Annotated in this window: 17 protein-coding genes; 14 read left to right on the top strand and 3 right to left on the bottom strand. The window is 44.4% G+C overall.

Annotated features, from left to right (window positions below):
* The first annotated feature begins 326 nt into the window (after positions 1–326).
* The 3 genes from ABIO93_RS30040 to ABIO93_RS30050 all read left to right on the top strand — a co-directional run bounded on the left by ABIO93_RS30040 (position 327) and on the right by ABIO93_RS30050 (position 6211).
* Positions 327–4391 carry a hypothetical protein gene (locus tag ABIO93_RS30040; protein ID WP_348073728.1) on the top strand — a complete coding sequence of 1355 codons (4065 nt, stop codon included), beginning with the start codon at positions 327–329 and terminating at the stop codon, positions 4389–4391.
* 15 nt (positions 4392–4406) lie between these two features.
* Positions 4407–5489 carry a T9SS type A sorting domain-containing protein gene (locus ABIO93_RS30045; RefSeq protein WP_348073729.1) on the top strand — a complete coding sequence of 361 codons (1083 nt, stop codon included), beginning with the start codon at positions 4407–4409 and terminating at the stop codon, positions 5487–5489.
* Positions 5490–5821: 332 nt separating this feature from the next.
* Positions 5822–6211 (top strand): response regulator, encoded by a 390-nt coding sequence (locus ABIO93_RS30050; protein WP_348073730.1) that lies wholly within the window; start codon positions 5822–5824, stop codon positions 6209–6211.
* 11 nt (positions 6212–6222) lie between these two features.
* Here the strand turns inward: ABIO93_RS30050 and ABIO93_RS30055 are convergent, their stop codons facing one another.
* On the bottom strand, positions 6223–10437 hold the full coding sequence (locus tag ABIO93_RS30055) for a two-component regulator propeller domain-containing protein (RefSeq protein WP_348073731.1): 4215 nt from the start codon (positions 10435–10437) through the stop codon (positions 6223–6225).
* A 192-nt stretch (positions 10438–10629) separates the two neighbouring features.
* Here ABIO93_RS30055 and ABIO93_RS30060 point away from each other — a divergent pair, with 192 nt between their 5' ends.
* The 4 genes from ABIO93_RS30060 to ABIO93_RS30075 all read left to right on the top strand — a co-directional run bounded on the left by ABIO93_RS30060 (position 10630) and on the right by ABIO93_RS30075 (position 16469).
* The gene (locus ABIO93_RS30060; RefSeq protein ID WP_348073732.1) at positions 10630–11007 is read left to right on the top strand and encodes a response regulator; all 378 of its coding nucleotides are present in this window, start codon (positions 10630–10632) and stop codon (positions 11005–11007) included.
* A gap of 69 nt (positions 11008–11076) precedes the next feature.
* Positions 11077–15300 carry a malto-oligosyltrehalose synthase gene (gene treY / locus ABIO93_RS30065; protein ID WP_348073733.1) on the top strand — a complete coding sequence of 1408 codons (4224 nt, stop codon included), beginning with the start codon at positions 11077–11079 and terminating at the stop codon, positions 15298–15300.
* A gap of 93 nt (positions 15301–15393) precedes the next feature.
* Complete coding sequence (locus ABIO93_RS30070) at positions 15394–15867, top strand: hypothetical protein (RefSeq protein WP_348073734.1); 474 nt, start codon at positions 15394–15396, stop codon at positions 15865–15867.
* Positions 15868–15884: 17 nt separating this feature from the next.
* Complete coding sequence (locus ABIO93_RS30075) at positions 15885–16469, top strand: DUF4202 domain-containing protein (RefSeq protein ID WP_348073735.1); 585 nt, start codon at positions 15885–15887, stop codon at positions 16467–16469.
* A gap of 56 nt (positions 16470–16525) precedes the next feature.
* Here the strand turns inward: ABIO93_RS30075 and ABIO93_RS30080 are convergent, their stop codons facing one another.
* Positions 16526–18385 (bottom strand): von Willebrand factor type A domain-containing protein, encoded by a 1860-nt coding sequence (locus ABIO93_RS30080; RefSeq protein WP_348073736.1) that lies wholly within the window; start codon positions 18383–18385, stop codon positions 16526–16528.
* Positions 18386–18527: 142 nt separating this feature from the next.
* Between ABIO93_RS30080 and ABIO93_RS30085 the strand changes: the two genes are divergently transcribed.
* The 4 genes from ABIO93_RS30085 to ABIO93_RS30100 all read left to right on the top strand — a co-directional run bounded on the left by ABIO93_RS30085 (position 18528) and on the right by ABIO93_RS30100 (position 22066).
* Entirely contained in the window at positions 18528–19118 is a 591-nt protein-coding gene (locus ABIO93_RS30085; protein WP_348073737.1) for a sigma-70 family RNA polymerase sigma factor, read from the top strand.
* Entirely contained in the window at positions 19105–20088 is a 984-nt protein-coding gene (locus tag ABIO93_RS30090) for a hypothetical protein (RefSeq protein ID WP_348073738.1), read from the top strand. Before ABIO93_RS30085 ends, ABIO93_RS30090 begins: the two co-directional genes overlap by 14 nt.
* Positions 20089–20449: 361 nt before the next feature.
* Positions 20450–20839, top strand: coding sequence for a response regulator transcription factor (locus tag ABIO93_RS30095; RefSeq protein ID WP_244819280.1), 390 nt, complete (start codon positions 20450–20452; stop codon positions 20837–20839).
* Positions 20840–20851: 12 nt separating this feature from the next.
* Positions 20852–22066, top strand: coding sequence for a sugar transferase (locus ABIO93_RS30100; RefSeq protein WP_348073739.1), 1215 nt, complete (start codon positions 20852–20854; stop codon positions 22064–22066).
* Positions 22067–22070: 4 nt separating this feature from the next.
* Here the strand turns inward: ABIO93_RS30100 and ABIO93_RS30105 are convergent, their stop codons facing one another.
* Positions 22071–22478, bottom strand: a complete 408-nt coding sequence (locus ABIO93_RS30105) for an acyltransferase (protein ID WP_348073740.1) — start codon at positions 22476–22478, stop codon at positions 22071–22073.
* 326 nt (positions 22479–22804) lie between these two features.
* Here ABIO93_RS30105 and ABIO93_RS30110 point away from each other — a divergent pair, with 326 nt between their 5' ends.
* From ABIO93_RS30110 to ABIO93_RS30120, 3 genes are read left to right on the top strand one after another with little or no spacing between them, the layout of a single operon-like run.
* The gene (locus ABIO93_RS30110; protein WP_348073741.1) at positions 22805–23473 is read left to right on the top strand and encodes a TolC family protein; all 669 of its coding nucleotides are present in this window, start codon (positions 22805–22807) and stop codon (positions 23471–23473) included.
* On the top strand, positions 23470–25650 hold the full coding sequence (locus ABIO93_RS30115; protein ID WP_348073742.1) for a lipopolysaccharide biosynthesis protein: 2181 nt from the start codon (positions 23470–23472) through the stop codon (positions 25648–25650). Before ABIO93_RS30110 ends, ABIO93_RS30115 begins: the two co-directional genes overlap by 4 nt.
* Complete coding sequence (locus ABIO93_RS30120) at positions 25647–26825, top strand: glycosyltransferase (RefSeq protein WP_348073743.1); 1179 nt, start codon at positions 25647–25649, stop codon at positions 26823–26825. The genes ABIO93_RS30115 and ABIO93_RS30120 overlap by 4 nt, the downstream gene beginning before the upstream one ends.
* Positions 26826–26829 lie beyond the last annotated feature (4 nt).

The raw sequence follows: 26829 nt of genomic DNA on the forward strand, positions 1-26829 counted from the left end.
TATTTTTTGATAGCAATAACGATTAAATACCTTATTAAATCAGAAGTCGCGTCCCTAGTTGCAACTAAGATTGCCGAAGAATAATTGAAACTGCCGTTTGTTCATTTCTTTGCAATGACTGGTTTTTTGCTGTTCAAATTTGTGGAATTGGTAAATATTCCATTCACACAAAACACGAACGTATGAAAAAAGCAAGCACCCATCTGAAAGTCCTTTTACATAGTGAAAGGCACATTTTGAAATGATAGAAGATAAGAGAACAAAAGAATTATGGAATTTTTCCCCTCTATTAAAATGAAAAGTTTCAATCTAAATTTTTAGAAAAGATGATAAAGAAATTACTATTAATCACACTAGCCTTCCTGCTTTGGGCCGCAGCATTTACCTTCGGCCAAAGCATAGCTGCCACGAAGGCAACAGCAGGCTGGAACCCTGTATATGCCGGGTCTACCATTGTCGTTTCCAATAAGAGCGGCTTTAATTACCCAGCACAACCTGGGGTTTATCCATGGCACTCAGCACCAATGCCACCACCGGCTTCCCTAAGTCTAACCTATCTAACCCTGCAAGCTGAGGGGTCGATGCATAACGGCGATGGAGGAATGACCACTACTATCACCGGTCTAACTCCAGGGTTTGAATATACAATTAAGTATTCCCTTATGGCTAGCCTCTATTATTATAATGGTGGAACAACAACTACTCAATGGCCTACCTTGGCCGGAGGACAAGTTAACAATGGTGTGTCCATTGTTAAGCCTGACATCGCCTTTTCTCCTGGAGTCAATACGAACAAATGGATACAACAGTCAATAACATTCAAAGCTCAGCAAACCACAGCATCATTTAGTGTTATTGTAAAGGTTCCCACAAATGCAAAAGGAGTTGTGAGTTTGGACATGATTTCGGATCCGATTGACGAGACCACCTGTAATTTCAGTGCAACGCCTCAGGTCGATCTAACTTCGACGTTCTTAACAAATGCTTGTCCTGCGCAAAAAATCAACCTCAACACTGCATTTACAGGCACACCGCCACAAGGAAGCTCCTTGGTGTGGTTCAGCAATCCCCAGCACACAGGATGGTCCGTGATAGATCCGACGAATGTTACGGTATCTGGCTCGTATTATGCTTTTTTTTATGATAGTGTAGGGGATTGTTATAATACTGACAATTCAACGCGAATGGTGCAAGCTTCAATAACCGGTTGCTGTAGTGCGGGAACTGCACAAGTGAGTTTGACTTCGAACTTCTTAACCAATATTTGCCCTGCCAAAAAGATAAACTTAAATAGTGCATTTACTGGGACAAGCCCTACCGGTAGTTCATTGGTCTGGTTTGATAATCCCCAGCACACAGGTACCAAAATAGCTGATCCTACCAATATTACAACATCCGGATTTTACTATGCTTTCTTTTACGATAGTGTAAATAACTGCTATAATACAGCCAACTCTTCGGCAATGGTACAGTCGTTTATCAAAGACTGCTGCAAGACAGGAACAGCTCAGGTTCCGCTAACGGCCACCACTCTGAAAAATATCTGCCCGTCACAACTGGTTGATCTTCGGACTTTGATGAATGGTTTGCCTCCTGACGGGACGGATATCGTATTCTATTCAACTGCAAACCATGCTCCCGGTACACTTATTTCCGGTTCAGAAATTGGTGGGATTAAGAAAATCAACGTTGGAGTTTCTGGTACTTATTATGCTTTCTTTTATGATGCGGTTAATGATTGTTTTAACACGGCCAATTCTACTTCTGCGGTTGTGGTGACAATTACACCCTGTCCGCCACCATGCAACGCTGGTACTGCTCAAGTAGTGGTCAATGCTTCTTTGAAAAATGTGTGTCCCGCAACCACCGTAAATTTAAATGATGCTGGGCCAGCTTTCGGCAAAGCGATCACATGGTGTACGGATGCAGCACACGCAAACATATATTCGAATCCTACTACAGCGACTGCCGGAACCTATTATGCATTTTACTATGATGCTGTAAATGATTGCTGGAACACGAATAATTCCACCGCTAAAGTAGTAGTCACTATTTCGGTTTGTCCGCCACCGTGCAATGTAGGTACAGATCAAGTCCTTCTGAAAAGTTCAGTTGCTTCTAATCTTTGCCCATCCAAAACGGTCGACCTGAATCAAACTGTCACCAGCAATTGGGCGGATGGCGCTCTTAATTGGTACGATAATCCAACACACTCCGGCAATCCGATAGACCCAGCTTTTGCCGTTGGTGCCGGTACTTACTATGCGTTTATTACAAGTGGTCCAGATTGCTGGAACACGGACAATTCAACGGCAAAAGTAACCGTCACGATCACACGTTGTGACCCCAGCCCTTGTAGAGCAGGTGCTGCTGCTCCTTCATTGTCCGCGACTACTTTAAGTAATGTTTGCCCTTCGAGTACGGTCGATCTGACCAGTTTGGTCAATAGTATTGCGCCGGCAGGGACAACGGTAAAGTGGTATACTAGTTCAATACATCAACCCGGTACGGAGGTGGCTAATCCATCCAGCGTAAGTGCCTCAGGAGTTTATTTCGCCTTTTATTATGATGCGGTAAACAATTGCTGGAGCTCAGATCACCCTGCTTCCGTCAATGTCACCATAGTATTGTGTTGCAAGGCCGGAACAGCGCAGGTGATTTTGTCTGGTGAAACCAACTTTCAGCAGAACTGCCCATCGTCAACATTTAACCTGAACAATACCTTTACGGGTTCAGCACCTGTCGGAACTTCATTAGTATGGTTTACGGATGCCTTGCATGCAGCACCTGTTGCAGATCCCACAGCAGTGAAAGCAGGCTTTTACTATGCATTTTTTTATGATGCTGTTAATCAATGCTATAATACAGATATCTCAGATGCCAAAGTGTATGTAACAGCACCACCTCAGGTTGGTTTAAGCGCAACGACAAGTTCTCTTTGTCCGCCTGCTACAATCAACCTCAACACGCTATTCCAAGGCTTTCAGCCTGTGGGTTCAGTGATAAGGTGGTTTGATAATGCAACACATTCTGGTGCACAGATAGCAGATCCCTCAAAAGCTGGTCTTGGTACTTACTATGCCTTCTTTTACTTTGGACCAGAGAACTGTTACAACACGGATAATTCGACTTCGAAAGTGATTGTAAGTTCGAATTGCGTGGCGACCTGTAATGCCGGTAGTGAGCAGGTCATAGTAATCAATCCAGCTATACAGTTACTTTGCCCGGGGCAGACCGTTGACTTAAAAAATAGCATTCTAGTAACGCAGCTACCGGCTGGTGTCGAGTTCGTCTGGTTTGATAATCCTCAGCATAACGGTTCACCGATTGCGCCAACAACATCTGTTTCTGTGGGTACCTATTACTGTTTCTTGTTTGATGTTATTAATAATTGCTACAATACAAATAACTCGACAGCTGTGCTAGCAATACTCCCAGCTCAGCAGGTAAAATTAAAAGGCAATTCATTAGAGAACGTATGTCCTAAGCTTGGATTTGACACTGACGATTTGTTCGGTCTTCTCGTGAACGACAATGATGGAGAATTGAGGTGGTTCGACAATCCAACTCACACTGGCTCCTGGATTCAGCCGGGTGAACTGGTTGGTGCAGGCGAGTATTATGCCTTTGAATATTTTGTTAGCATGGATTGTTATAATACAGAAAATTCCACGGCAAAAGTGACAGCTACTGTGATTCCCTGCGCACCAAGCGCAATCGCGATAAAAATCGCGCTGCAAGGTGCAATGCCTGGCTCAGGCACCACGATGAGGAATGATCTTCAAAAGTACACCAATCAGACTATAGTAGGTGTATTGCCAAAAACAGATCCCTATGGAAATGGCGTTGTTTACAACGATATAAATAATCCAGCTGGTGTAGCAGGGAATGTGGTAGACTGGGTCAAAGTTGATATCAAGAGCGCTGTATCGCCATTCGCTGTTTTACAAACCAAAAGCCTATTGCTAAGGACGGACGGGTACCTGGTGGATGTCAATGGCCAATATCCTAGCTTCACCCAGCCGTCTGGAGATGTTTTCATTGTTGTTAAGCACCGCAACCATTTGGCGATCCGCAGTAATCCAATTAATCTTATTGCGGGATCAGCAGACTTCACAACGGGCTTGAACACTGTTTTCAACGATGGATCATCCCCCGACCAAATGAAGCTTGTCAATGGCATTTGGTGTATGATCAGTGGAGACGTTTCACAGGATTATTTCGTATCGAATCAGGATGTCACTCAAACAAGGAACGGTTTCAAGACAGGCGGTGTAGGCGTATATTCTTCAAGAGATCTGAACATGAACGCTTTCTTGGAAAATCAAGATGTAACCGCCCAAAGAAACAGATTCAATGCCGGCTTCTTTTCAATTGTATTCAAATATTAACAAAACCAGAAAATTATGAAACTACTTTTAAGATGTTCATTAGCTGTCTTGATATTCCTGGCAGTGACCGACAACGTGAGATCCCAAGCGATTCTCATTAACTTCACCAATCGTGTGGTTAGTGCAAATGGATTAAGTTGGACTTTTGATGTCGAGGCAAAGGGAGACGCGCAATATGGCGGGCTGGATAATGGATCTTGGATCGCTTACAATATACGACTTGATCTTGCTCTGCCAGCTGGCGTTACACTTACCGGAGGCTCCGCAAGCGGATCAGCAACTTACGCTTCTGCAAGCAGCGGCGTCCAGGTAGGAGTTTTTGTTCCGGATGGAGGACCAGCGAACACGCAAAAGCTAGGCTTAACCTTAGAGCGGGCAGATAACAATGCTGACATACCAAATGATGTGTTTGTCAGGCTTGCTACCTACACCGTTAACTTTTCAGCACCGGTTCTTGAAACTTTCGCGTTTACGCCACGGTCAAATGCAGATGTATTCGGAAGTTCCTGGTCGAATTTCGCAAATGAGAACCTGTTCCGACCATTCAATTTTGTTCAGACTGCTTTGCCGGTTAAGCTTGTTTCCTTCAATGCAACCAAGGAAGGCAATACAGCGCAATTGGCCTGGAAAACCTCCGAGGAAACCAACAGCGATCATTTCGATGTGGAGCGTAGTGCGAATGGGAAAACTTGGGAGACGATTTCTAAAGTGTCAGCAAAAGGTGAGAGCAGTGTTCTGGCGAGCTATACCGCCCTGGATGCTTATCCGCTGAATGGAGCCAATCTTTACCGCTTACGCATGGTTGATGTGGATGGCACTAGTGCTTACAGTAAAATTCAAAGCCTTGATTTCGGGATCACTACAAAGATTGCCATGTATCCCAATCCGGTATCAGATGAACTGAGCGTCAAAGTGGATGACTTTTCGAGAGTTTCTCATATCCAAATTTACGATACGAACGGACTGGAAGTATATAAGTCCGTTGGAGCACCAAGTACAACCATCAATGTTAAAAATTTGGCAGCCGGAATATACGTGGTAAAGGTTGCACAGAAAAACAATGTAGTGAGCAGCTACAAAATCCTGGTCGCCAGATAATCAAAAGAAAACTATACCTGGGAACGCCGACTTATTAGGGTTAACGTTCCTAGGTTTAACAATCCAAGAAGGCCAACTTTAACTCAAAACGTATATGGAGTATAGAACACCATCATTGGCTATATTAATGTCTTTATTTTTAAGTTCTAATAAACGAGCAAATGAATGTTCCTTTCTCGCTTTGTCGTCCTAACGGATCTTGATTAAAAATTACAATCCAAATTAACGAAAATAAGCTTTGCGTGTGTAGTGTGCTCCCGGATGGACAAGTTCGTTCGTCCGGGACTTTGTTTCCGATTTTATTTAACCCTTCATCTAAACAACCCACAAATATGACGTCAATTCTAATCTTTGATTATCCAATTGTGAGCTATGGGATTCGAATGTTTGTTAAAGACTTTTTTCCTGGCAGACCTATATTACATGCCGCGACTTTGGAGGAAGCAATGGATCGAATTATTAATGAAGGAGTTGGATTGGTGGTGATGGATATATCCATTCGAATTGAAAGAGACATGGATATAATTGACGTATTTCGAAAAATAAAAAATGACATTTGCATACTGATTTTTACTGGAAAGAATAAAAAGAAATACGGAGACCTCTATTTGAATGCAGGTGCCGATGCATTTCTCACCAAACGTTCAAGCAGCGAGGAGTATCAAGTTGTCATTAACCAGATTTTGGCAGAAAACCAGTATGGCGAGGATGATATCTTGTAACGAAGCCAACATTATCCCGCCTGAACCTGCTTCGCAGCAAAAGCCCGCTGGAGCGAAGCTTTTATTTCTTCGTAACGCAGTGGTTTGGATACATAATCATCCATTCCCGATTGCAAACAGATTTCCCTGTCCTCTTGCATCGCATTGGCCGTCATAGCAATGATGTAAGGCTGTTGCATGGCTAATTTGCGTATCAGACGGGTAGCTTCCAGCCCATCCATTTCAGGCATTTGAACGTCCATGAAAACAATATCGAATGCTTGCGCCTGTACCTCGTCGAGAGCTTCCTGACCATTTCTGGCTACGTCTGTTCGATAGCCTAATTTGGTCAACACAGTCACAAAAAGTTTCTCGTTTATGGCATTGTCTTCCGCGATCAGGATCCTCATAGGGAATTCTTCGGCAAAATAAGTGGACAGTAGACCTCTACCTTCCGGCGCCACGACCTCAGTAGCAATCAATTGCCTGGAAAGTTCTTTTTTGATAACCTCCCCCAACTTTTGATGCTTGACCGGTTTTGTCAGAATTGAGCAGAAAATACCAGGATGGTTTTTTCGGGTCTCATCTCCCACTGAACTCAATAGGACAATAGGCAGATCAGTAAATTTCTCTCTTATCTTTTGGGCCAGTTGTACCCCGTTCATTTCAGGCATGTTTTGATCGGTAATTACCATATCAATCTTATCGTGCTGGCTCAGAATTTTAAGCGCATCCTTAGCTGATGACGCCATAATGGGTACTAATTTCCAATGTTTCAGCTGCGTTTCTATAATTCTAAGATTCGTTTTATTATCATCCACCACGAGCACTGTTTTGCCCTCTGGGCCTGAACTGTTCGGGTCGCTTATTGGATGCACAGAGTCTTTACTGGGTTCAGTATGGATGGTGAAATAAAAACTCGTTCCTGTCTCAACTTCACTTTCTGCATAGATAGTACCGCCCATCAGCTCCACTAAACGCTGGCTGATGACCAGACCAAGGCCGGTACCTCCGTACTTTCGGGTATGCGAAGAATCTACCTGCGAGAAAGCCTTGAACAGGAGGCTCAATTTGTCCGCAGGAATGCCAATGCCCGTATCCTGCACCTGAAATTTTAACTCGATTTGATCCTGATTTATTTCCCCCGCATACTCCACACTGACCATGATCTCACCATGATTTGTGAATTTGATAGCGTTTCCTACCAGATTGATTAGCACCTGCCGCAATCGAAGATTGTCACCTACAATCATTGCGGGTACTTCCGGATCGATTTGATATACCAGGTCAAGACCCAAATCTGCTGCTTTTCTGGAAAAAATACCTAATACTTCTTCTATGCATTCATGCAGGTCAAAAGATTTGTGTTCCAGCTCCATGTTCCCGGACTCAATTTTAGAAAAGTCCAGGATATCGTTAATAACCGTCAATAGTCCGTCTCCACAGCTGATGATCGTATCCGCATACTCGGCCTGTTCTTCGGTCATTTCGGTTTGTGAGATCAGCAGCGCCATTCCCAATATCCCATTCATAGGGGTTCGGATTTCATGGCTCATCGTGGCCAGGAATATGCTTTTCGCTTGATTGGCCTTTTCGGCATCCTGTCTTGCCTGTTGCTCCTCAATGTGTTTCTGATGCAGGTCACCGTTTAGTTTGTGCAGGTCGGTGGCCTGCTGCTCTAGTGCCTGCTTTTGAAGAATCACTTCTTTGGTCCTTTCTTCAACTTGCCTTTGCAAAGCCAGTTTTTGCCTTTTTATCACATTCATCCTGGCCTGGTACAAACCAAATATTACCGCCAGGACAACAAGAACACCCAAAACACGAAACCACCAGGTTTTCCAGAACGGAGGCACGATGTGCAGCCTGATGGAAGTCCCTGTCTCGTTCCAGACACCGTCGTTGTTGGATGCCTTTACATGAAAAACATAATCACCAGGATCCAGATTGGTATAAGTAGCCCTGCGGGTGGTCCCGGGATATATCCAGTCCTGATCAAATCCCTCTAGTTTGTATGCATACTTGTTTTTTCGTGTGAGGGTATAATTCAGGGCGGTAAACTCGAAGGACAGCATCAGGTCTTTGTAGGTGACAAAGATATCTTTTGCCTCAATGATGTGCTTTTTGATAGGAGAGTCCGTATCCTGTGCGCTGACTGAGCGGTTAAATATCTGGAAGTCAGTAATGAAAACGGGCGGCACAAAACTGTTGTATCTGATGCTGTCCGGATGAAACACATTCAGGCCGTTCTGTCCACCGAAATACATGGTGCCAGCTGCATTTTTGTAAAACGACATCCGATTAAAAGATGTACCCTGCAAGCCGTCGCTATTATCAAAATTCCTGAATACCCTTGTGGCCGGGTTAAATGCAGATAGCCCATTATTGGTACTGACCCAAAGTATTCCATGGGCGTCTTCCATAATACCCTGAATCACATCATTAGGTAGCCCGTCTTTTTGGCGGAAGACCTTAAAGTGTCTGCCAACGCGGTCAAACAGGTTCAGACCACCGTTGGTTCCCACCCATAGGTTGCCTTTTGTGTCCTCATAAATACAGTTGACAAGATTGTTGCTGATCGTTTTCTGATCTCCAATATCATTCACGAATGAGGTAAATGTGTCCTGCTTTTCATTGAAAAGATTCAACCCGCCCCCTTCTGTACCGATCCACAACAGCCCGGCGCGATCTACGTGCATGGACAGGATCAGGTTGCTACTGATACTGTTACGTTTTTTTTGATTATTTTGATAGCGGACGTAAGAGCCTGCTTCTTTATTATAACGAAGCAGGCCCTCGGAGGTACCTATCCATAATGATCCTTTCAGATCATCGATGATTGCATGGATATTGGCAGGTATGGCATCTTTGATTTTTCCTTCCTTGTTGAGATTATTAAAGGAATCGAGCGGACGGTTATAGACGCTGATTCCACCTTTATAATTACCAATCCACATCTTGCTGTTGGTATCTTCATGGAGGGATATAATGTAGTTACTGGCAATGCTTGTCGGCCTGGCTGGCTCATGCAGGTAGTGGTTGATCTGGTTGGTGCTGCGATCCCACACATTAATACCACCACCATCGGTTCCGAGCCACAATTTGCCCTGATGATCTTCGGTAATAGATAGGATATTATCATTGTTGATGCCCCGGGAGTTGCTTGGATTGCTTCTGTAACGGTTGAATTTTAGTGATTCCTGATCCATTACATTGATGCCCCCACTGTAAGTACCCACCCACATGGTTCCGATCTTATCGCAAAAAAGAGCATAAATCGAGCCGTTGTTAATGCCCTCTGGATTGGCTTTATCGGCGATGTATTTAGTAAAATCACCATCCTTTTCAAGGATATTAATACCTCCGTTTCTGGTTCCTATCCAAAGTCTTTTTACTTTGTCTTCTGCTATTGAAATGACATCATTGTGAGAAATGCTCTCAGGGTCAGTTGGATTATGGCGGTAAGAGATGAAGTTACCTGTACTTCTGTCCATCAGATTTAGTCCACCACCTTCTGTGGCTATCCAGAAATTGTTTTTTGAATCTTCATAAATGCTATTCAACTCGTTTCTGCTGATCGAATGTGGATTGGCCGGGTCATGAGGATAATGAATGAACCGGTCCGTTTTCGCATCCAGCTTTTCGAGCCCGCGGTCCTTGGTTCCCGCCCAAACCACGCCTTTCTTGTCTACAAAAACAGAATTGACGAAGTCGCTCGCGATGCTTCCCCGGTCATTGGCATGATGCATGTACCTGCGAAAAGTCTTTTTTATGCTGTCGAAATAATTTAATCCTCCCCCGGAGGTAGCCACCCAAAGATTTCCTCTGGCATCTTGCGCAATGGACAAGACATTATTACTGCTGATACTGGCTGGGTTTTTGGGATCGTGTCGAAAATTTACGAATTGGTTGGTCTCATAATTGTAGCAACTCAGCCCGCCGTCGTCGGTGCCGACCCATAGGCATCCGTTACGGTCTTCGAAGACAACATGTACATAGCTATGTGACAGACTTCCAGCATTGCCGGGTTCGTTGTGATAAACTATAAACTTATATCCATCGTACATATTGAGACCGTCCTGGGTTCCAAACCACATGAAACCGCGACGGTCAGCAACGATACTGGTTACATTATTTTGGGAAAGGCCCTGATTTGTGGTAAGGTGTCGAAAAGGTCTGTTTTTTTCTTGCGCATGCAAAAAAACAATAGGAAGCAGGAAAAATAGAACCGTTACTAAAAAGACTTTCATTTTATACCAAACAAAATAACGCATTACTTAACTTTTACCACTTTGCAATTACATTTACATGTCGGGCAGCTTCGTCAAGTAACTACTTCTACATTATCTTTTAAATGTAGAAAAAAAAACTATTTTTCTGCAATTTTATATTAATGCGTTTTTCAGGAATGGCTTATAATAAAATTCTTACCAGTAGATGCAATGGAATTTATTATAATTGATGACAGTGTATTCGATTTATTCACTCAGGAAAAACTACTTTTAAAAAGTGGCCTGACAAAATTGGTCCATCCGTTTGGTTCAGCCTCTGATGCAATAGAATACCTCAGGCAGTGCGACGAAACTTTCCCAAATACCGTAATTCTGCTGGATCTTCAAATGCCTGGCATTAACGGCTTTGAGTTCACCGAGCACTACGCGTTGTTGCCGCTTGCCATACGCGAGAAAATAAAACTGTTTATGATATCTTCTACGGTTGACACAACGGACATCGAGGAAGCAAGAACAAACCCCTACATCATACAATTGTTGTCTAAACCGCTGGAAATACCTGTCCTGCGTGAACTGCTGCGCAAATAGGACATTGACCACATGGCCAAAGCGGCTGGCATAATATTTAATGTGCAGCAAAAGAACATCCAAGCTGTTATGCACCATCCCGTATCTACCTACCGATTACAATTTCATAAGGATTTTCCTTTTGCCGATCTGGCATCACTGATACCCTATCTTCGGAAATTGGGCGTAGGCACCATTTATGCATCGCCAATTTTGGCGGCGACCGGTGGTAGCACGCATGGCTATGATGGAATTGATCCTCGCCGTATAGACCCTGAGCTGGGCACCATCGATCAACTGCGCGAAATATGCCATGAATTGAAGAAAAGTGGCATAGGCTGGTTACAGGATATTGTGCCCAACCATATGGCTTATCACTCTGAAAACCAATGGCTGATGGACGTGCTGGAAAAAGGGCGGCTATCCGCTTATGCTCCTTTTTTTGATACCAGCATGAATGGCCATTTTTTTCAGGGAAAAATAATGGCACCCTTCCTGGGAAAGGAGCTGGACGAAACGGTCAAAGCAGGAGAACTAACAATGGGATATACCGGCGGCAGATTGACGTTGAATTTTGGAGATTCATGCTTTCCCATTAATCTACGCTCATATTTGGCGGTGCTGGATTTGGACGGAATAGAGCATCCTGAGTCTGTCCGGCAATGGGTGGAGTTGCTGAAAGAGATCCATGAGACAGAGGATGTCAGAACATTTGCAGCACAATGGAGAGAGTTTCTTTTGCAGCTTTCGTCTCTGTATAAAACTGAATCATTTCAAATCTATTTGGAGAACACCCTTGCGTATGTAAACGCAGACAAGGTGTTACTGCTCCAACTTGCCAATGAGCAGGAATATGAGCTTTGTCATTGGCGGAAAAGCGAGCAGGAGATCAATTTTCGGCGCTTTTTCACCGTCAATAGCCTGATATGTCTCAATATGCAGGATGATTTGGTTTTGGAGGAGTATCATCAATTGGTAAAGATTTTATTAGAGGAAGGCATTTTTCAGGGCCTAAGGATAGACCACATTGATGGGCTTTACGACCCGTTGTCCTATCTTGAAAAGCTGCGTAAACTAGCCGGGGACGAAACCTATATTGTGATTGAAAAAATACTTGAAAAAAAAGAGCAGCTTCCCGTTGCCTGGCCGGTTCAGGGCACCTCGGGGTATGAATTTCTGGGCTTAGTCAATAATTTATTTACCAACAGCAATTCCGAAGAAGCTTTTACGAACTTTTATCAGAATCTAATTCAAAATGATGAACCGATTCGCGCGCATTTGCTGAGAAAGAAGGCAGAGATCCTATACGAGCACATGGGTGGAGAACTGGAAAATCTGCATAGGCTTTTTTCAGAACTCCAACTTGCAGAGCCTGATGATCTTGAACGCATTGGTAAGGATAATCTAAAAAAAGCGATCGGCGAATTTTTGATACATTGCCCGGTATACCGCTATTACGGCAATACCATGCCGCTGTCAGAAACGGAAACGGTTGCCGTCTCCCAGATCTTGAACGAGGTCGCTGAGAAGCATTCGCACCTGTCAGACGCAACTGCGTTGATAGCAGAATCGTTACTGGAAAAACCCATATCCGCTGATGAAAACCACCGTGCAAAAGCATTGGAATTCTATCAGCGCTGGATGCAGTTTTCCGGTCCATTGATGGCCAAAGGAGGCGAGGACACATTAATGTACACCTATTATCGTTTCATTGGGCACAATGAAGTAGGCGATTTCCCCGACCGGTTTGGGTTATCTCAAAAGGAGTTTCATGCTTATATGCATACTCGCCGAAAGGAGTGGCCGCTTGCGCTGAACGCCACTTCCACGCATGATACCAAGAGGGGAGAGGATGTGCGGGCGCGACTGAATGTGCTGACCGACCTGCCGGAGCAATGGCTTGCAAGGGTAAATGAATGGCGAGATATTAACGCTGAATTTAAAAAAGGCCGGTCGGGTCCTGACGACAATGATGAGTATATGATATACCAGACCTTAACAGGGGCATATCCAATGCCAGGTGAAGGGGACGATGATTTTGCGCAAAGACTGGGTGACTATCTGGAGAAAGCAATGCGGGAGGCAAAAGTACACACCAACTGGGCTGAACCTGATGAGCAGTATGAACAGGATGTCAAAGATTTTGCAGCGCAGTTGCTGGATGAGCAAGGCAATTTCTGGCGGAACTTCACGTCTTTTCACACGAAGGTTTCGGATTACGGCATTGTAAATTCACTGGCGCAACTAACCCTCAAATTTACCTGTGCGGGCATTCCTGATGTGTACCAGGGCTGCGAATTGTGGGATTTTAGTCTGGTGGATCCTGATAACCGGCGGCCTGTTGACTATATTTTGCGGCAAGAATGGTTAGACGAGTTTGAGAAGCAGGAAAGGGAAGTTTTGCTGGAAAATCTGTGGGCAAACCGGAGCAATGCACAAATAAAATTGTGGCTGACCAGTGAGTTGTTCAACCTTCGGAACAGCAATCCCTCACTATTCGATGAAGGAGAATATGTTGCTTTGAAAACAAGGGGTATTTACAAAGATCATTTGCTTGCGTTTGCCAGAAAGCATAAAAAGGATTTCTATGTAGTGGTAATTCCATTGCATACCGCTGGAATTTGTGAAGAGCAGCAAAAGCCATTTTTGGAGCTTGACTGGAAGGATACCTCCATTGTGCTGCCAGATAATCTGTCGCCTGAGTGGCAGAATGTGTTCACCAGACAGAGCGCAGATTTTCAAGGGAAACTTCACCCTCACGAAATATTTAACAATTTGCCGGTTGCTATTTTAAAGGGTTCAAGGCTTGAAAATGAGCGGAAAGCAGGCGTCTTATTGCACATTACCTCCTTAGCCTCACCATTTGGAATTGGTGATTTAGGCCCGGAAGCCTTCGCATTTGCCGATTTTTTGGAAAAAAGCAATCAGAAGTTGTGGCAGATACTTCCCCTGAACCCAAGTGAAGAGGCGCAGGGAAATTCACCTTATAGCGCGCTGTCGAGCCGTGCTGGGAATCCTTTGCTGATCAGTCCGGAAGAACTCGTAAAGGATGGCCTGCTTACATCGGATTTGATAAGCCAATACTACCTGCCGAAAACCGCGCATGTTGACTTTGCAAAAGCCGAAAACGTTAAAAAAAACCTCTTGAAAAAAGCATATGAAGCATTCAATCGGGATGCAAGCAATGCTGACAGGACTGATTTTGAGGTTTTTTGTAACAAGAATTCGGAATGGCTTGGTGATTTCGCATTATATATGGTTTTGAAAGAAAAACACGGAAATCAGCCTTGGTACGAGTGGCCCGAAGAGTTTCGGTTGCGGGACAAGCAGGCATTGAAGGAAGTTCTCAAATCAGAACCCAATGGTATCCGCTATGTGCAATGGCAGCAGTACATATTTGACAAACAATGGAAAAATCTGCGCGGCTACTGTAACAGCCTGAACATTAAGTTACTGGGTGACATTCCATTCTATGTGAGTTATGATTCCTCGGATGTATGGTCAAACAGGGAGCTCTTTTGTGTGGACGAAACTGGTAAAATCACGGGTGTGGCTGGTGTGCCGCCCGATGCCTTTTCGGATGATGGCCAACTTTGGGGTATGCCCGTATTCAACTGGGGCGCCCTCAAAGCGCAGGATTATCAATGGTGGGTGCAGAGACTTGCCAAAAATATGGAGCTTTATGACTTGATCAGACTGGATCACTTTCGTGCTTTTGCGGATTACTGGGAAGTACCCGGCGGCGAAGAAACCGCCGTGAACGGCGAATGGAAACTGGGGCCGGATGAGGATTTTTTCAGAAAAATAAAAGCCTCGCTCGGTAGTCTTCCCTTTATAGCGGAGGATCTTGGCGAGATTAGCCCCGAGGTGTACAAGCTCAGAGACAAATTTTCTTTACCCGGGATGAAGGTATTGCAATTTGCATTTGACGAAAATATGCCGCAATCGGATCATATTGGCCATAATTTCACTCCAAATTTCATCGCATATACGGGTACGCACGACAATAACACAGTGAAAGGCTGGTACAGGGAATCCACCGACGATGCGTTGCAGGCACGCATTGAAAATTATGTCGGGTATCCGGTCAATGAGGATAATGTCAGCGAAGCGTTGGCAAGGCTTACCTACGGCTCGGTAGCCAAAGCCGCCATTCTGCCTATTCAGGATGTACTCAACCTGGATGAGACTGCCAAAATGAACAGTCCTGGAACGCATGGTGACAATTGGTCGTGGCGATTATTGCCGGGACAGATTGACGATCAAGCTGTGCAGTTTCTGGTAAAGCTGACTACGCTTTTTAACCGGGATTAGGCGTTCTCTGTGCTTTTTCAGATATTGGGTCAGGCATTCCATAGGTGCTCTGTTCGGGATGTCATTATATTGCAATGCACCTTGATTGATTATATGAAGCGATTCAACACCTTATTTCTCATTCTTGCGACATGCTTATTGTGTCAGTTGCAGGCATGTAAAAAATATGCAGGAAACCCTGCCGAAGCAGCTGCTATCCTGACTGGAACTAAGCTCTGGCAGATTGATGAAATTGCTGTCAATGATGCCGTTACCTTCAAGGACGGGAAAATGACGCAGCAATTCGGGTCGATTGATTTTGAACGTTATATGGAAACGGTTGAGCTTAAAAAGGATGGGACTTTTTCCGGGATCTTCAAAGGAGAAAGCAAGCCGTTTATTTTGAAATGGACGGTCAATGAAAAAGACATTACTGTGAATGCGCCGGATGTAAAAGCAAAAGGAGGGGAGTGGACCATTGTGCCGCAGGATGTGAGCGACGAGTCATTTAGCATGAAAACCCAGAGTACAGCCTACGATTATCCGCGAATGACCAAAGTCGCATTGAAATTCAAACCTAAGAAATAATTTTCAGCTCCTTCTCCATGAACAGACTTGACAGTGCTTTTGAACTTTTTGATACCTATAACCGCAGATCCCCGGAGCACCTGGTACACGATCAGGTAGATTATCCTGCTGAATATTTTTATGCCATTAAACTTTATGAATGGGTAAAAAAGCTCGAACCGGAAGCCAGCGAAAGCTTACTGCTTGCTTCACGGAGTCAGCATATCGGCAGGTGGGAAATAGCTAGAACTTCCTACCCGGACGGAAGATTAGGGTACCTGAAATGGCGAAGCGATCTGGGGCGGTACCACGCGGGAAAAGCTTCGGAAATTTTAGAATCGGTTGGTTATGAGCGGGATGTGATCGACCGCGTGAAGCAGATCATTATGAAACAACGTATCAAGGCGGATAGCGAGGTGCAAACCATGGAAAACGCGCTTTGCCTGGTATTTTTGGAATTTCAGTACGACGATCTGATCGCAAAGCTCAGCGAAGAAAAAATGATTGATATCCTTCGCAAAACCTGGGGGAAAATGAGCGACCCAGGCAGAAATATGGCACTATCTTTAAATTATAGTTCAGACGGAATCTCTTTGATTCAGAAGGCTTTGAAGGAAGACTAGAAGTAATATATCAAAAGGAATGGCCGGGGCCTTCAAAGCTCCGGCCATTCTTGTTGTTAATCTTTCCTGGCAGTTTCCTTTCTACCATCCAGCGTTTGCGTGGTTTTGACGAGTCGAACGAATTCGGAGCGGTAACCTTCTTCGTCTTTGCCGAAAGCTCCTTTGGCACGGGCAATCACATCCGAGTAGGTTGATGTTCCCTTGAATTCTGAGTTTCTAAGCAACAGGCCAAATTCAGCTACGGAACTTGCAAACCGCAAATTATCCGAACATGCCGCCATGGGTTTAAGCGAGTACTTAACTGGCAAGTCGAAAAGTACACTTTTTTCGCTGTCAGGATTTTTATACCGGATTTTAATCGTGAGCATTTCATCCGTTCTGCCTACACCTGATACATTGTTTTGTTGATATTTCAATGCATCCGTTTTGGCGAGATAATCACTCTGCACACCGGCTGGCACAATCTCATAAATAGCAGTCACGGTATGTCCCGATCCCATATCACCGGCATCCTTCTTATCGTCATGAAATTCTTCATTTTTCAATGCCCGGTTCTCATAGCCGATTAGCCGGTAGGCTTGTACATGCGTGGGATTAAACTCAATCTGTATTTTGACATCTTTGGCGACCGTGAATAACGTACCGCCAAATTCCTGCACAAATTCTTTTCTGGCTTCCTGAATGTTATCAATGTAAGCGTAGTTTCCATTTCCCTTATCGGCTAGTGTTTCAATGTGGCTGTCTTTATAATTACCCATTCCAAAGCCCATGATGCTCAGATAAATTCCTGCTTTCCTCTTTTCTTCTATTAGCCGCTGCAATTCTCCCTCACTGGAAATGCCGACATTAAAATCGCCGTCGGTAGCCAGAATGACACGATTATTACCTTTGGGTAAAAAATTTTCTTTGGCAAGCTTGTAAGCCATTTCAATTCCTTCACCGCCAGCCGTCGAGCCACCGGCTTCCAGGTTGTCAAGTGCTTCTTTGATTTTCATTTTGTCGGTTCCAGAAGTGGGAGGGAGGATAACGCCCGCCGCACCGGCATAGACCACGATCGAGAGCTTATCTTCCGCGCGAAGTTGGTCAACCAGTAATTTAAACGCCTCTTTGAGCAACGGGAGCTTGTTTTCATCAGACATTGAGCCTGATACGTCAATTAAAAAGACCAAATTGGAAGCGGGAAGGTTTTTACTGGACACTGTCTTGGCCTGTAAGCCGATATGCAACAGTTTCAATCCTTTATTCCAGGGAGAGTCCGTCATTTCAGTGGTAACCGATACCGGGTTGCCGGCAGCGGGCTGTGGATAGTCATACTCAAAGTAATTGATCATTTCCTCGATCCTCACCGCATCAACCGGAGGCATTTGTCCCATGTTAACAAACCTGCGCATATTGCTGTACGCGGCTCGGTCCACATCTACCGAGAATGTCGTGACGGCCTGCTGACCAACCATTTGAAAGCTATTTTCGTTGATTGGATTATAATTTTCGGTGTTCATTTTTTGTGAACGAACGGTCATTCCGGCGGCATAGGTCGATGGGCTTGCTGCCATTTTTGCGAAATTGGGCTCAACGGTGAATGCGACGTCCTCGTGCTCAGTGGCCACTACTTCTTCCTGGAAGGGCGTACCCGCTTCCATGGTTACATTGATCTCAGAACCTTTGGTGAGTTTAACTTCCTTTGTTTTGTAACCTACATAACTGAAAAACAGGGTTCTGGAAAATGTAGGAATCGAAATCGAATATTTTCCTGCAGAGTCACTCATAGCAATGGCTTTGCTGCCTGCAACGGTTACCATCACTCCGGAAATCGGAACCTGATTGGTATCGCTAACGACGCCGGTAATGGTCCTGTCGGGGAGCATGGCGAATGCGCTGAAAAACGTGGCGAGGAGTATTACAATTTTTGTTTTCATGGTCGATATCTTTTTGTTTTTTCAACTTGATGCACGCCGACGGATAATTCCATAAAACTTTTAAATATTTTTTATGGAATTTTGAGAAAACTGCATCCAATGGTCACTTGGCTCAGAAGAAGTTATCTTTAAGCAGGCACATGTGAAGTTTTTAGGCATATTTCGAACCAGGAATCCAGAACCGTTACCGGAGGCCCAGCGCCTGTCGGTTTACCGCCAGACGGGAGACGTCGGGCTGTTGGGGGAACTGTATTCCAGCTACATGGAGATGGTGTTCGGGATTTGTTATAAATATTTGAGGGATGAGGATGAAAGTAAAGATGCGGTGATGCAGATATTTGAAAAACTGGTTCAGGATTTGAAGACCCATGAAGTAGGCAACTTCAAAAGTTGGCTGCACAGCGTTGCAAGAAACCATTGCCTCATGCAGCTCAGGAGCAAACGCGTGTTTGTGGGCAACGAGGAAATCAAGGAGGAGTATGCCGGCCCGGATTTACAAAATAACGAATCGGAGGACATTTTTACGCTTGATCATCAGCTGAACTCGCTCGGCAAATGTATGCAATCGCTGGTCAGCGAGCAGCGGGTTAGTATCCAGTTGTTTTACGTGGAAGAGAAATGTTATAAGGACATTTGCATCGAAACGGGTTATGATTTCAATAAAGTGAAAAGCTATATCCAGAACGGAAAGCGGAATTTGAAAATTTGCATGGATAGAAATGGCAACGATTAATTCACAACCGGAATTTGGCTTCGATCATTTTCGCCGTTATCGCGACGGTGAAATGTCCGCGCAAGAACAGCACAGCCTTGAAAAAAGAATGCTGGAAGAACCGCTTGTGGCCGACGCCTATGAAGGTTTTTTAGCATTGAATGAAGATCAGATCGACTATCAATCCGCACTTGAAAGCCTTAGGGATACATTAAATGAACAAGCCAAACCGGAAAAAAGCAGGACCCTGCCGATATGGGCTTATGCCTCGGCGGCTTCTATTGTGTTGGGCATGAGCTTGTATTGGTTTGTTTTTATAATAAATAAAAATACCAGTACGCAGGACGTAGCATTCGAAATGTCCATTGAAAAACCTGAGCACGCTGCGGTCGATGAAGAAGTGAAAGTAAAAGAAACTCCATTGCCGCCAGCATCTGCTAGGCCCACACCCCAAAAGGCTTACGGAAACTCGCCTGCTAATACTACTACATCAGAACCTGTCGCAGCTGCCGCACCGGCTCAGGAAGTACAGGAACGCTTGGATACCAATTTGGAAGAATCGATTGCAGCAAATGATCAGGAACAAATTTCAATTGTTCAAACTATTCCGGCATCCGCTACTGCGGCAGCTGCTTTGCCGTCTCAGGCGCCGCTCTCAGAGTCAGCGCGGAAAGTGACTAAGAATGATGCCGCAGGGGCTTCTGCCACATCGCTTTCCAGTCGTCCGGCCCCGTTAAATGGCTGGGAGTCATTTCAATTCTATCTTTCGAAGAATGCTTTGTCAGCAGAGCAGCCAGGAGATGTCGAGGTTACTTTCACGGTGAATGCTGACAGCACTTTATCCACATTTTCAACCAAAGGTGACCGGCGTTTTTATCAAAAAGCCATACTTACCATTCAGAATGGTCCAGCCTGGATACCTGCCAGGTCCGACGGCCAGCCAACTGGGATGCAAACAACCGTTCGCATCCGGTTTCGCAATTCAAACTAACTTCTGTACAATCAGCTAATTACCTAGCTATTTGTAGAACTAATTATTAATTATTCCTAATTTAGAACAGTTATCTTTTGAGATATTGCTGCCAGTACTTAATTTTACTACATACGCTTAGTAGCTCTCTCCAAGGAATCTTCAATTTGATGTGATACGCACAATGCGCCTATTTCCTGAAAAAAGATGGAGAAGCTAGTTTTTAGTGCAAAACTAAATGGGTTCAATACAAGAATTCTACAATTTCTCCCCTCAAATTTTGTTATGGCAAGTATTATCGTTAATTCTACGAAATAATTGTAAACCCTTACATTAATTAAGTCTAACCATCGATCTTTTTTGATAAATATTTACATAACCTATGGACAGTAGAAAAAATCTGTTAATTATAGATGATGAGCCTAGTATCACGAAAATTCTGGAACATTTTCTAAAAAAAGATTTTAACGTAGTAATTAAAAGTGATGGGTCAGAAGGGATGCTGTGGTTGGAAGAAGGCCACCAGACGGACCTCATTATTGCTGATCTCCATATGCCCAATCTCAGTGGAAAGGAATTTTTAAAAGTGGCAAAAGCCAGCAATCTATATTCCGATATTCCAATTATCATACTTTCAGGATCTGACGAGAGCAGTGAACGTATCCAGTGCCTTAATTTGGGCGCAGACGACTTCATGGTAAAGCCGTTTAATCCAATGGAAGTTCATGCAAAGATCAATGCGATCTTGCGCCGCGCAAAACGCTTCTCCTAATCAGTTACAAACATGGAATTGACAAGCACGTCCCCGGGAATGGTTGTTGAAACGAAGTCCTACATGGTCCAGTTCAGGGTCATGTATATGAATGCTGACCTTGACGAATACATTAGATTTTCGGAGAAATATGCAGAATCTTTGCAGGCAGAGTATTTCGCATCGAAGGAAATGGTCCTGGAAGCATTGAAGGAGAATTACCCCGCGGATGTCATCCTGGCGCACTCGGCCAGCGGCGGTCTGGAACTTCTGGACATTATCCGTGGCAGCTCAGGATATGGCAATATTCCTTTTGTACTACTGGTTGACCGTCTAAGTCAGGAAGCAATAGATGTGGCTAAGGCAAAACATGCTGACGATGTCTTTTCTGTTCGCTTTGACGATGGTGACCTGATCACCCGAATTAAATATTTTAAGAAACGGCAATGGTATGTTGCCAACAAAGCCTCCCAAAAAATAGCTTCTCAGGGCAACAAGACACCACTTTGGAAGAGAGCAATCGACGTGATCACGACAGGCAGTGCAGTTATTCTATTGCTTCCGGTATTTTTGCTTGTGGCCCTGTTCATTCGTCTGGATTCAAAAGGGCCGGTTTTTTACAGGTCTAAAAGGGTAGGTAGCGGCTACAAAATCTTCGATCTCTACAAGTTCAGGACCATGCGTACTGACGCGGATCAGCTGATCCGCAAAATGGCTGCATTGAGCATGTACAATAAGAATACCGAACCGGTCCAACAACTTGAAAGCAGGGGATTGTGCGACGAATGTCTGGCGGGAAATCACTGTAAAAGCCTGCTATTTCACGATGGTAAGGAAATTTGCGAAAAATTGTACCATTTCCAAAAAGACCAGAAGGCAGCTTTCATGAAATTTCAGAATGACCCGCGTATTACACGTTTCGGTCAGTTTTTGCGAAATTCGAGTCTGGACGAATTGCCACAGCTTATTAACATTCTCAAAGGTGATATGTCATTGGTTGGTAACAGACCATTACCGCTATATGAAGCCGAAAAAATGACTACTGACGACAAAATTCTGCGCTTTGCAGGCCCAGCTGGTTTGACAGGCCTTTGGCAGGTCACCAAAAGAGGCAAGGGGAAAGCAGATATGTCCGAGGAGGAAAGAACTCAACTGGATATCACATATGCCAAGGAATTTTCATTCAAAATGGATATGCAGATCATTCTTAAAACCTTCCCTGCTCTTTTACAGTCAGAAAACGTGTGATATGTTAGTAGGTTTTAATCCATTCTTTTTGAGTTTCGTCATATCTTTTGATGACGCGGGCGGGATTGCCTACCGCAACGGAAAAAGGAGGGATGCTTTTGGTAACCACAGCCCCGGCGGCAACGACGGAATGTTTTCCAATGGTAACTCCGGCGGTAACCACTGTGTTGGCGCCGATCCAGCAATCATCCTCAATGACAATGGGAGCAACGTTTACTCCCTGCTGATGAATGGGTTGAGTGACATCGTCGTAGTTATGGTTCAGTCCGCTGGCCACGATATTTTGAGCGAGGATTACATTATTTCCTATTTTTACAGGGCCGATAATTACATTACCAAGGCCTATCAAAGAGTTTTCTCCTATTACCACATCCCCCACACCATTATTGACCGTAGTGAAATCTTCAATCATAGAATTGTTTCCGATTGAAAAATGATTGAATGGTACTACATCCATTCGTACCCAACGTCTGATGACTACAGCTTTACCTTTTTGATGATAAAACCGGTTTAAAAATATCCTCACCCATAGCCTTGGACGGGCCTGATTGGTTGGTATCAGGAGCCAGTGAAAAAACTTTTTTAAACGGGGATTGTTCCGGATTTGATCAGAGAAAGGCATTTCTGAAAGGATTGTGAAAAAAATGATGTAGTAATAATTTTATCCAAATGTATTTTTTATTGCTACAAAATCAAGCAAAAAATAATTTTAATAACATATTTTTCAAATTGATGCCGATGAGATACGCCGTTTTTCTGGTTCCCCTGTTTTTCATAATACACACCGCCAAAGCACAGGAATCGCTCAGCAAGGATATTTCCTACGAGTATCTCGACAAACTGATTGCGGTTTGCAAAACCAACTACCCCAAGATCAAAATGTACGAGGCCAGGGTGGCAGTCACGGAATACGGTATCAAAAAGGCCAAGCTTTCCTATTTTGATATTTTTAATTTTTCCTACCTCTATAGCCCTAACAACAACACGGCTACCATATCACCGACAGTGCTCAGCGGATATCAGCTGGGTTTTTTCGTCAATATCGGGGCCATTCTTCAAAAGCCTACGATGATCAGGCAGGCAAAGGGTGAGCTTGCCATTGCACAGTACGACAAAGAATCCTTCGATCTGAACATGGAAGCAGAGGTCAAAAAGCGCTATTTCACCTATATCCAGAAAAGAGCAGTTTTTCGGGTGAGGTCCACCGCCGTGCTTGATATCGAAAGCATGGTTTCCAATATCAAACATCGATTTGAAATGGGGCAGGAGTCGATTGAAAAGTATAGCCAGATGCTGGTTATGCAGACCGATCACTCGCAAAACCTGTTGAATGCTGAAAGTGATGTATTGATTGCCAAAAGCAGTTTGGAAGAATTGTTGGGACAAAAATTAGAAGACATAAAATGAGCGAATTTTTACAATTTCTGAGGTTGCTTCAGCGGAATAAAGTCACATTGATATTGGTTCCGCTGATCACTGTTATCATCACATACTTTCTGGTCAGACGATTGCCCGACACATTCGTGTCACGTGCCCGTATTGCAACAGGGCTGGTAGACAAAACCGACCAGGTGATCACGAAGGCCAAAGATGAACAGGAGCAGCAGATAGCCCGCAAGTTCGAGAGCCTTATTCAGGTGCTGCGCCTGAAAAGGACCCTAGATCAGGTTTCTTACCGGCTGATACTGAATGATTTGAAAGGCTTAAAGGATTCAACGTGGCGCGAACCTGTGAGAGCGCTGGAAAATATGAGCAAAGCCGATAAAGCCAAGGCAATCGCACTCATTACCCAGAAATATAAGACCCGCGAAGAGCTTTCTCTTTGGAAACCTTATGAGAATAACCTCAATAAGATCATCGTGGACATGAATTATGGTGCTAGTACATTGCGGGATAAGCTGATTATTTACAGGACCGGAGCAAGTGATTACATCGACATAGAGTTTGAAGCAGAAAGTCCCGGGCTGGCTGCCTATGTGATCAATGTCCTGAGCCAGGAGTTGATCTCCGATAACTCGTCCAGGGTAGTTGGTAACAACAAAAGGACTATTGATTTCTTGCAAAACTTTATGTTGCAAAAGCAGGCGGCTCTCAATACGCGGATGAACACATTGCGAAATTTCAAAATTCAAAACCGCGTCTTGAACCTGAATGAGCAGGCAAAGAGTATTTATGGGCAAATGGCTGATTACGAGACCAGAAGAGAAGTCGCTCAAAAAGATATCATAGCACTGGGGGCCGCAATCCGCAACATTGACAATAAGTTTGATCCTGCTGAACGAAAATATTTCGAAAGTACGCTTATCGGGATCAATCAAAAGATCATTGCTACAAAAGCAAATCTAAGAGCGCTGAACGAGCGTTACGTGACGAATAATTTTGATCCCCGCTTGAAATTTAGTTTGGATTCCTTGCGCAACCAGCTTACCGGCGAGATTGACGAGGCTTCTGATAAGTATGCTTACAACCCGATGGCGCTCAAACAAGACCTGGTTACCCAGAAGCTGACCATGGAAATTTCACTGGAATTGGCCAAAAATAGTGTCTCCTCCATTCAAGGGGAATTAAATCGGTTGAACCGCAAATTCGATGGACTGGTCCCTAATGAGGCCAAGATCCAGGAATACGAAACATCCATTGACATTGCCAGCAAAGAATACATTGAATCATTGCAACGATACAACGAAGCAAGTCTTGAATTCAGCTTCCCGGTGTACCTGCGTTTGATCGAACGCGCCATGCCAGGGGAGGTACAGGCATCAAAGAAAATGGTGTTGGTGATACTCTCGGGGGTAATCAGTTTAGCCTTCTGCGTATTTGTATTCTTCATCTTATTCTATCTGGACAAATCCATCCGCTATCCATTGCAGCTTGCCAACGCAACCGAGCGGCCTGTACTGGGTTATCTGAATGCACTGGACAAAGGTTCGAGCCTAAGCCTCTCCGGTATGAATTCGTCCGATGATAAATCCATCAGGTTGTACAAAGATTTGGTGCGGTCTATTCGCTATGAAATTGATAATGAGCTGAATGATCCGAAACTGATCGCGATAACCAGCTTGTCGTATGGAGTAGGAAAAACCTCGTTCGTAGTGGCATTGGCCTGGGCATTTTCTAAGATTAACAAAACAGTGCTGATCATTGACGGTAATTTCGGGCAACCGGATATTTCGAAACTGAACCCTGACAGTAGCCTCATCGAAAGGTTTATCAAGAGCGATGCGGTTATTGAAGCCAGTCCCGGCCAGATCCGTATCCTTGGTAACAACGGAGGCGATATTTCGCTCCTGGAACTTGCTGATGAGAAGGGTATCGCCAACCGTTTACAGGTGCTGAAATCACAATTCGATATCGTCCTGATCGAAACGGATTCATTGACTGCCATGAACAAAGCAAAAGAATGGATCACATTCTCGGATAGGGTAGTGGCGGTATTTGCAGCAGGACAATCCATTTCGGGAGAAGATCAATCCAAAATACAGTATCTCAATAATCTGGAAGATAAATTCTCTGGATGGGTACTGACCAATACGGAGGACATTCCTGAACAGGCAGGTAAAATCGGTAAACCGTTGGAAGCATGAAAATAGTCGAGGCAGTGTGGCTGCTCATTCAGTTCTTGATCTGGTTTAACCTGGTATTTCCAGTGTTACTGTTGCTGATTTACAGTTTGAGAGGCGGCGAAAAGCGCATACCAGGCCACCCCGCGGCAGATTTACCGGACTTTGGCATTATTGTAACGGCGTACGAATACACGCAGCAATTACCGGCCGTGGTAGCTTCTTTGCTGGAATTGAACTACGAACGCTATCATATTTATGTAGTAGCGGATAAATGTGACATCAGCGGTCTGCATTTCCCGTCGGATAAAGTGCTTTTGCTCAGGCCTGAGCAGGTTCTGGGCAGTAACACCCGGTCTCATTTCCATGCCATCAAAAATTTCATCAGACTGCATTCTCACCTGACCATTATCGATAGCGACAACTTAACGGATCCACAATACCTCCACGAACTGAACACTTATTTTACACAGGGTTTTCAGGCGGTACAAGGCGTGCGTGAAGCCAAGAACCTGGATAGTACCTACGCTTGCCTGGATGCTGCACGGGATATCTATTATCATTTTTATGACGGTAAGATCCTTTTCGGCGCTGGCTCGTCCGCCACTTTGGCTGGTTCGGGTATGGCGTTCAGTACCGCGCTGTATCAGGAATGTCTCGGGCATCTGGATGTTACCGGCGCAGGATTCGACAAAGTTCTTCAGGAGGGAATCGTCAGCAGGAAGTACCGCATTGCATTTGCTGAAAAAGCGGTTGTATATGATGAAAAGACGACCGGATCCGATCAGCTGGTTAAGCAGCGGGCACGCTGGATCAATACCTGGTTCAAGTACTTTGCACTGGGCTTCAAGATCTTTTTCGGGGGAGTAGCAGGCTTGAACTGGAACCAGATGATTTTTGGACTGGTACTGCTGAGACCTCCGCTTTTCATTTTCCTGATCCTGTCGGTATTTTTTATGCTGATCAATATATTTATCTCTTTATCGGTGGCAATCACTTGGTTTATAGGGCTCTGTATTTTTGTGACAGGCTTTTACATCTCATTAAGCAGATCGCACACAGACCCTCGGATTTATCATTCGCTCGTCAACATTCCAAAATTTATTGCTTTTCAACTTCTGGCACTACTTAATGCGCGGAAGGCCAATCAGATTTCAGTGGCAACACGAAGTGGACAAACGGACCATAAACAGTTATAGCCTT

It is taken from the genome of Dyadobacter sp., assembly GCF_039919315.1.
Lineage (GTDB): Bacteria > Bacteroidota > Bacteroidia > Cytophagales > Spirosomataceae > Dyadobacter.

Bases quoted from the DNA above. Each gene is read 5' to 3' on its own strand.
- ABIO93_RS30040 (WP_348073728.1), top strand. From the start codon at position 327: ATGATAAAGAAATTACTATTAATCACACTAGCCTTCCTGCTTTGGGCC.
- ABIO93_RS30045 (WP_348073729.1), top strand. From the start codon at position 4,407: ATGAAACTACTTTTAAGATGTTCATTAGCTGTCTTGATATTCCTGGCA.
- ABIO93_RS30050 (WP_348073730.1), top strand. From the start codon at position 5,822: ATGACGTCAATTCTAATCTTTGATTATCCAATTGTGAGCTATGGGATT.
- ABIO93_RS30055 (WP_348073731.1), bottom strand. From the start codon at position 10,437: ATGAAAGTCTTTTTAGTAACGGTTCTATTTTTCCTGCTTCCTATTGTT.
- ABIO93_RS30060 (WP_348073732.1), top strand. From the start codon at position 10,630: ATGGAATTTATTATAATTGATGACAGTGTATTCGATTTATTCACTCAG.
- treY (WP_348073733.1), top strand. From the start codon at position 11,077: ATGCACCATCCCGTATCTACCTACCGATTACAATTTCATAAGGATTTT.
- ABIO93_RS30070 (WP_348073734.1), top strand. From the start codon at position 15,394: ATGAAGCGATTCAACACCTTATTTCTCATTCTTGCGACATGCTTATTG.
- ABIO93_RS30075 (WP_348073735.1), top strand. From the start codon at position 15,885: ATGAACAGACTTGACAGTGCTTTTGAACTTTTTGATACCTATAACCGC.
- ABIO93_RS30080 (WP_348073736.1), bottom strand. From the start codon at position 18,385: ATGAAAACAAAAATTGTAATACTCCTCGCCACGTTTTTCAGCGCATTC.
- ABIO93_RS30090 (WP_348073738.1), top strand. From the start codon at position 19,105: ATGGCAACGATTAATTCACAACCGGAATTTGGCTTCGATCATTTTCGC.
- ABIO93_RS30095 (WP_244819280.1), top strand. From the start codon at position 20,450: ATGGACAGTAGAAAAAATCTGTTAATTATAGATGATGAGCCTAGTATC.
- ABIO93_RS30100 (WP_348073739.1), top strand. From the start codon at position 20,852: ATGGAATTGACAAGCACGTCCCCGGGAATGGTTGTTGAAACGAAGTCC.
- ABIO93_RS30105 (WP_348073740.1), bottom strand. From the start codon at position 22,478: ATGATTGAAGATTTCACTACGGTCAATAATGGTGTGGGGGATGTGGTA.
- ABIO93_RS30110 (WP_348073741.1), top strand. From the start codon at position 22,805: ATGAGATACGCCGTTTTTCTGGTTCCCCTGTTTTTCATAATACACACC.
- ABIO93_RS30115 (WP_348073742.1), top strand. From the start codon at position 23,470: ATGAGCGAATTTTTACAATTTCTGAGGTTGCTTCAGCGGAATAAAGTC.
- ABIO93_RS30120 (WP_348073743.1), top strand. From the start codon at position 25,647: ATGAAAATAGTCGAGGCAGTGTGGCTGCTCATTCAGTTCTTGATCTGG.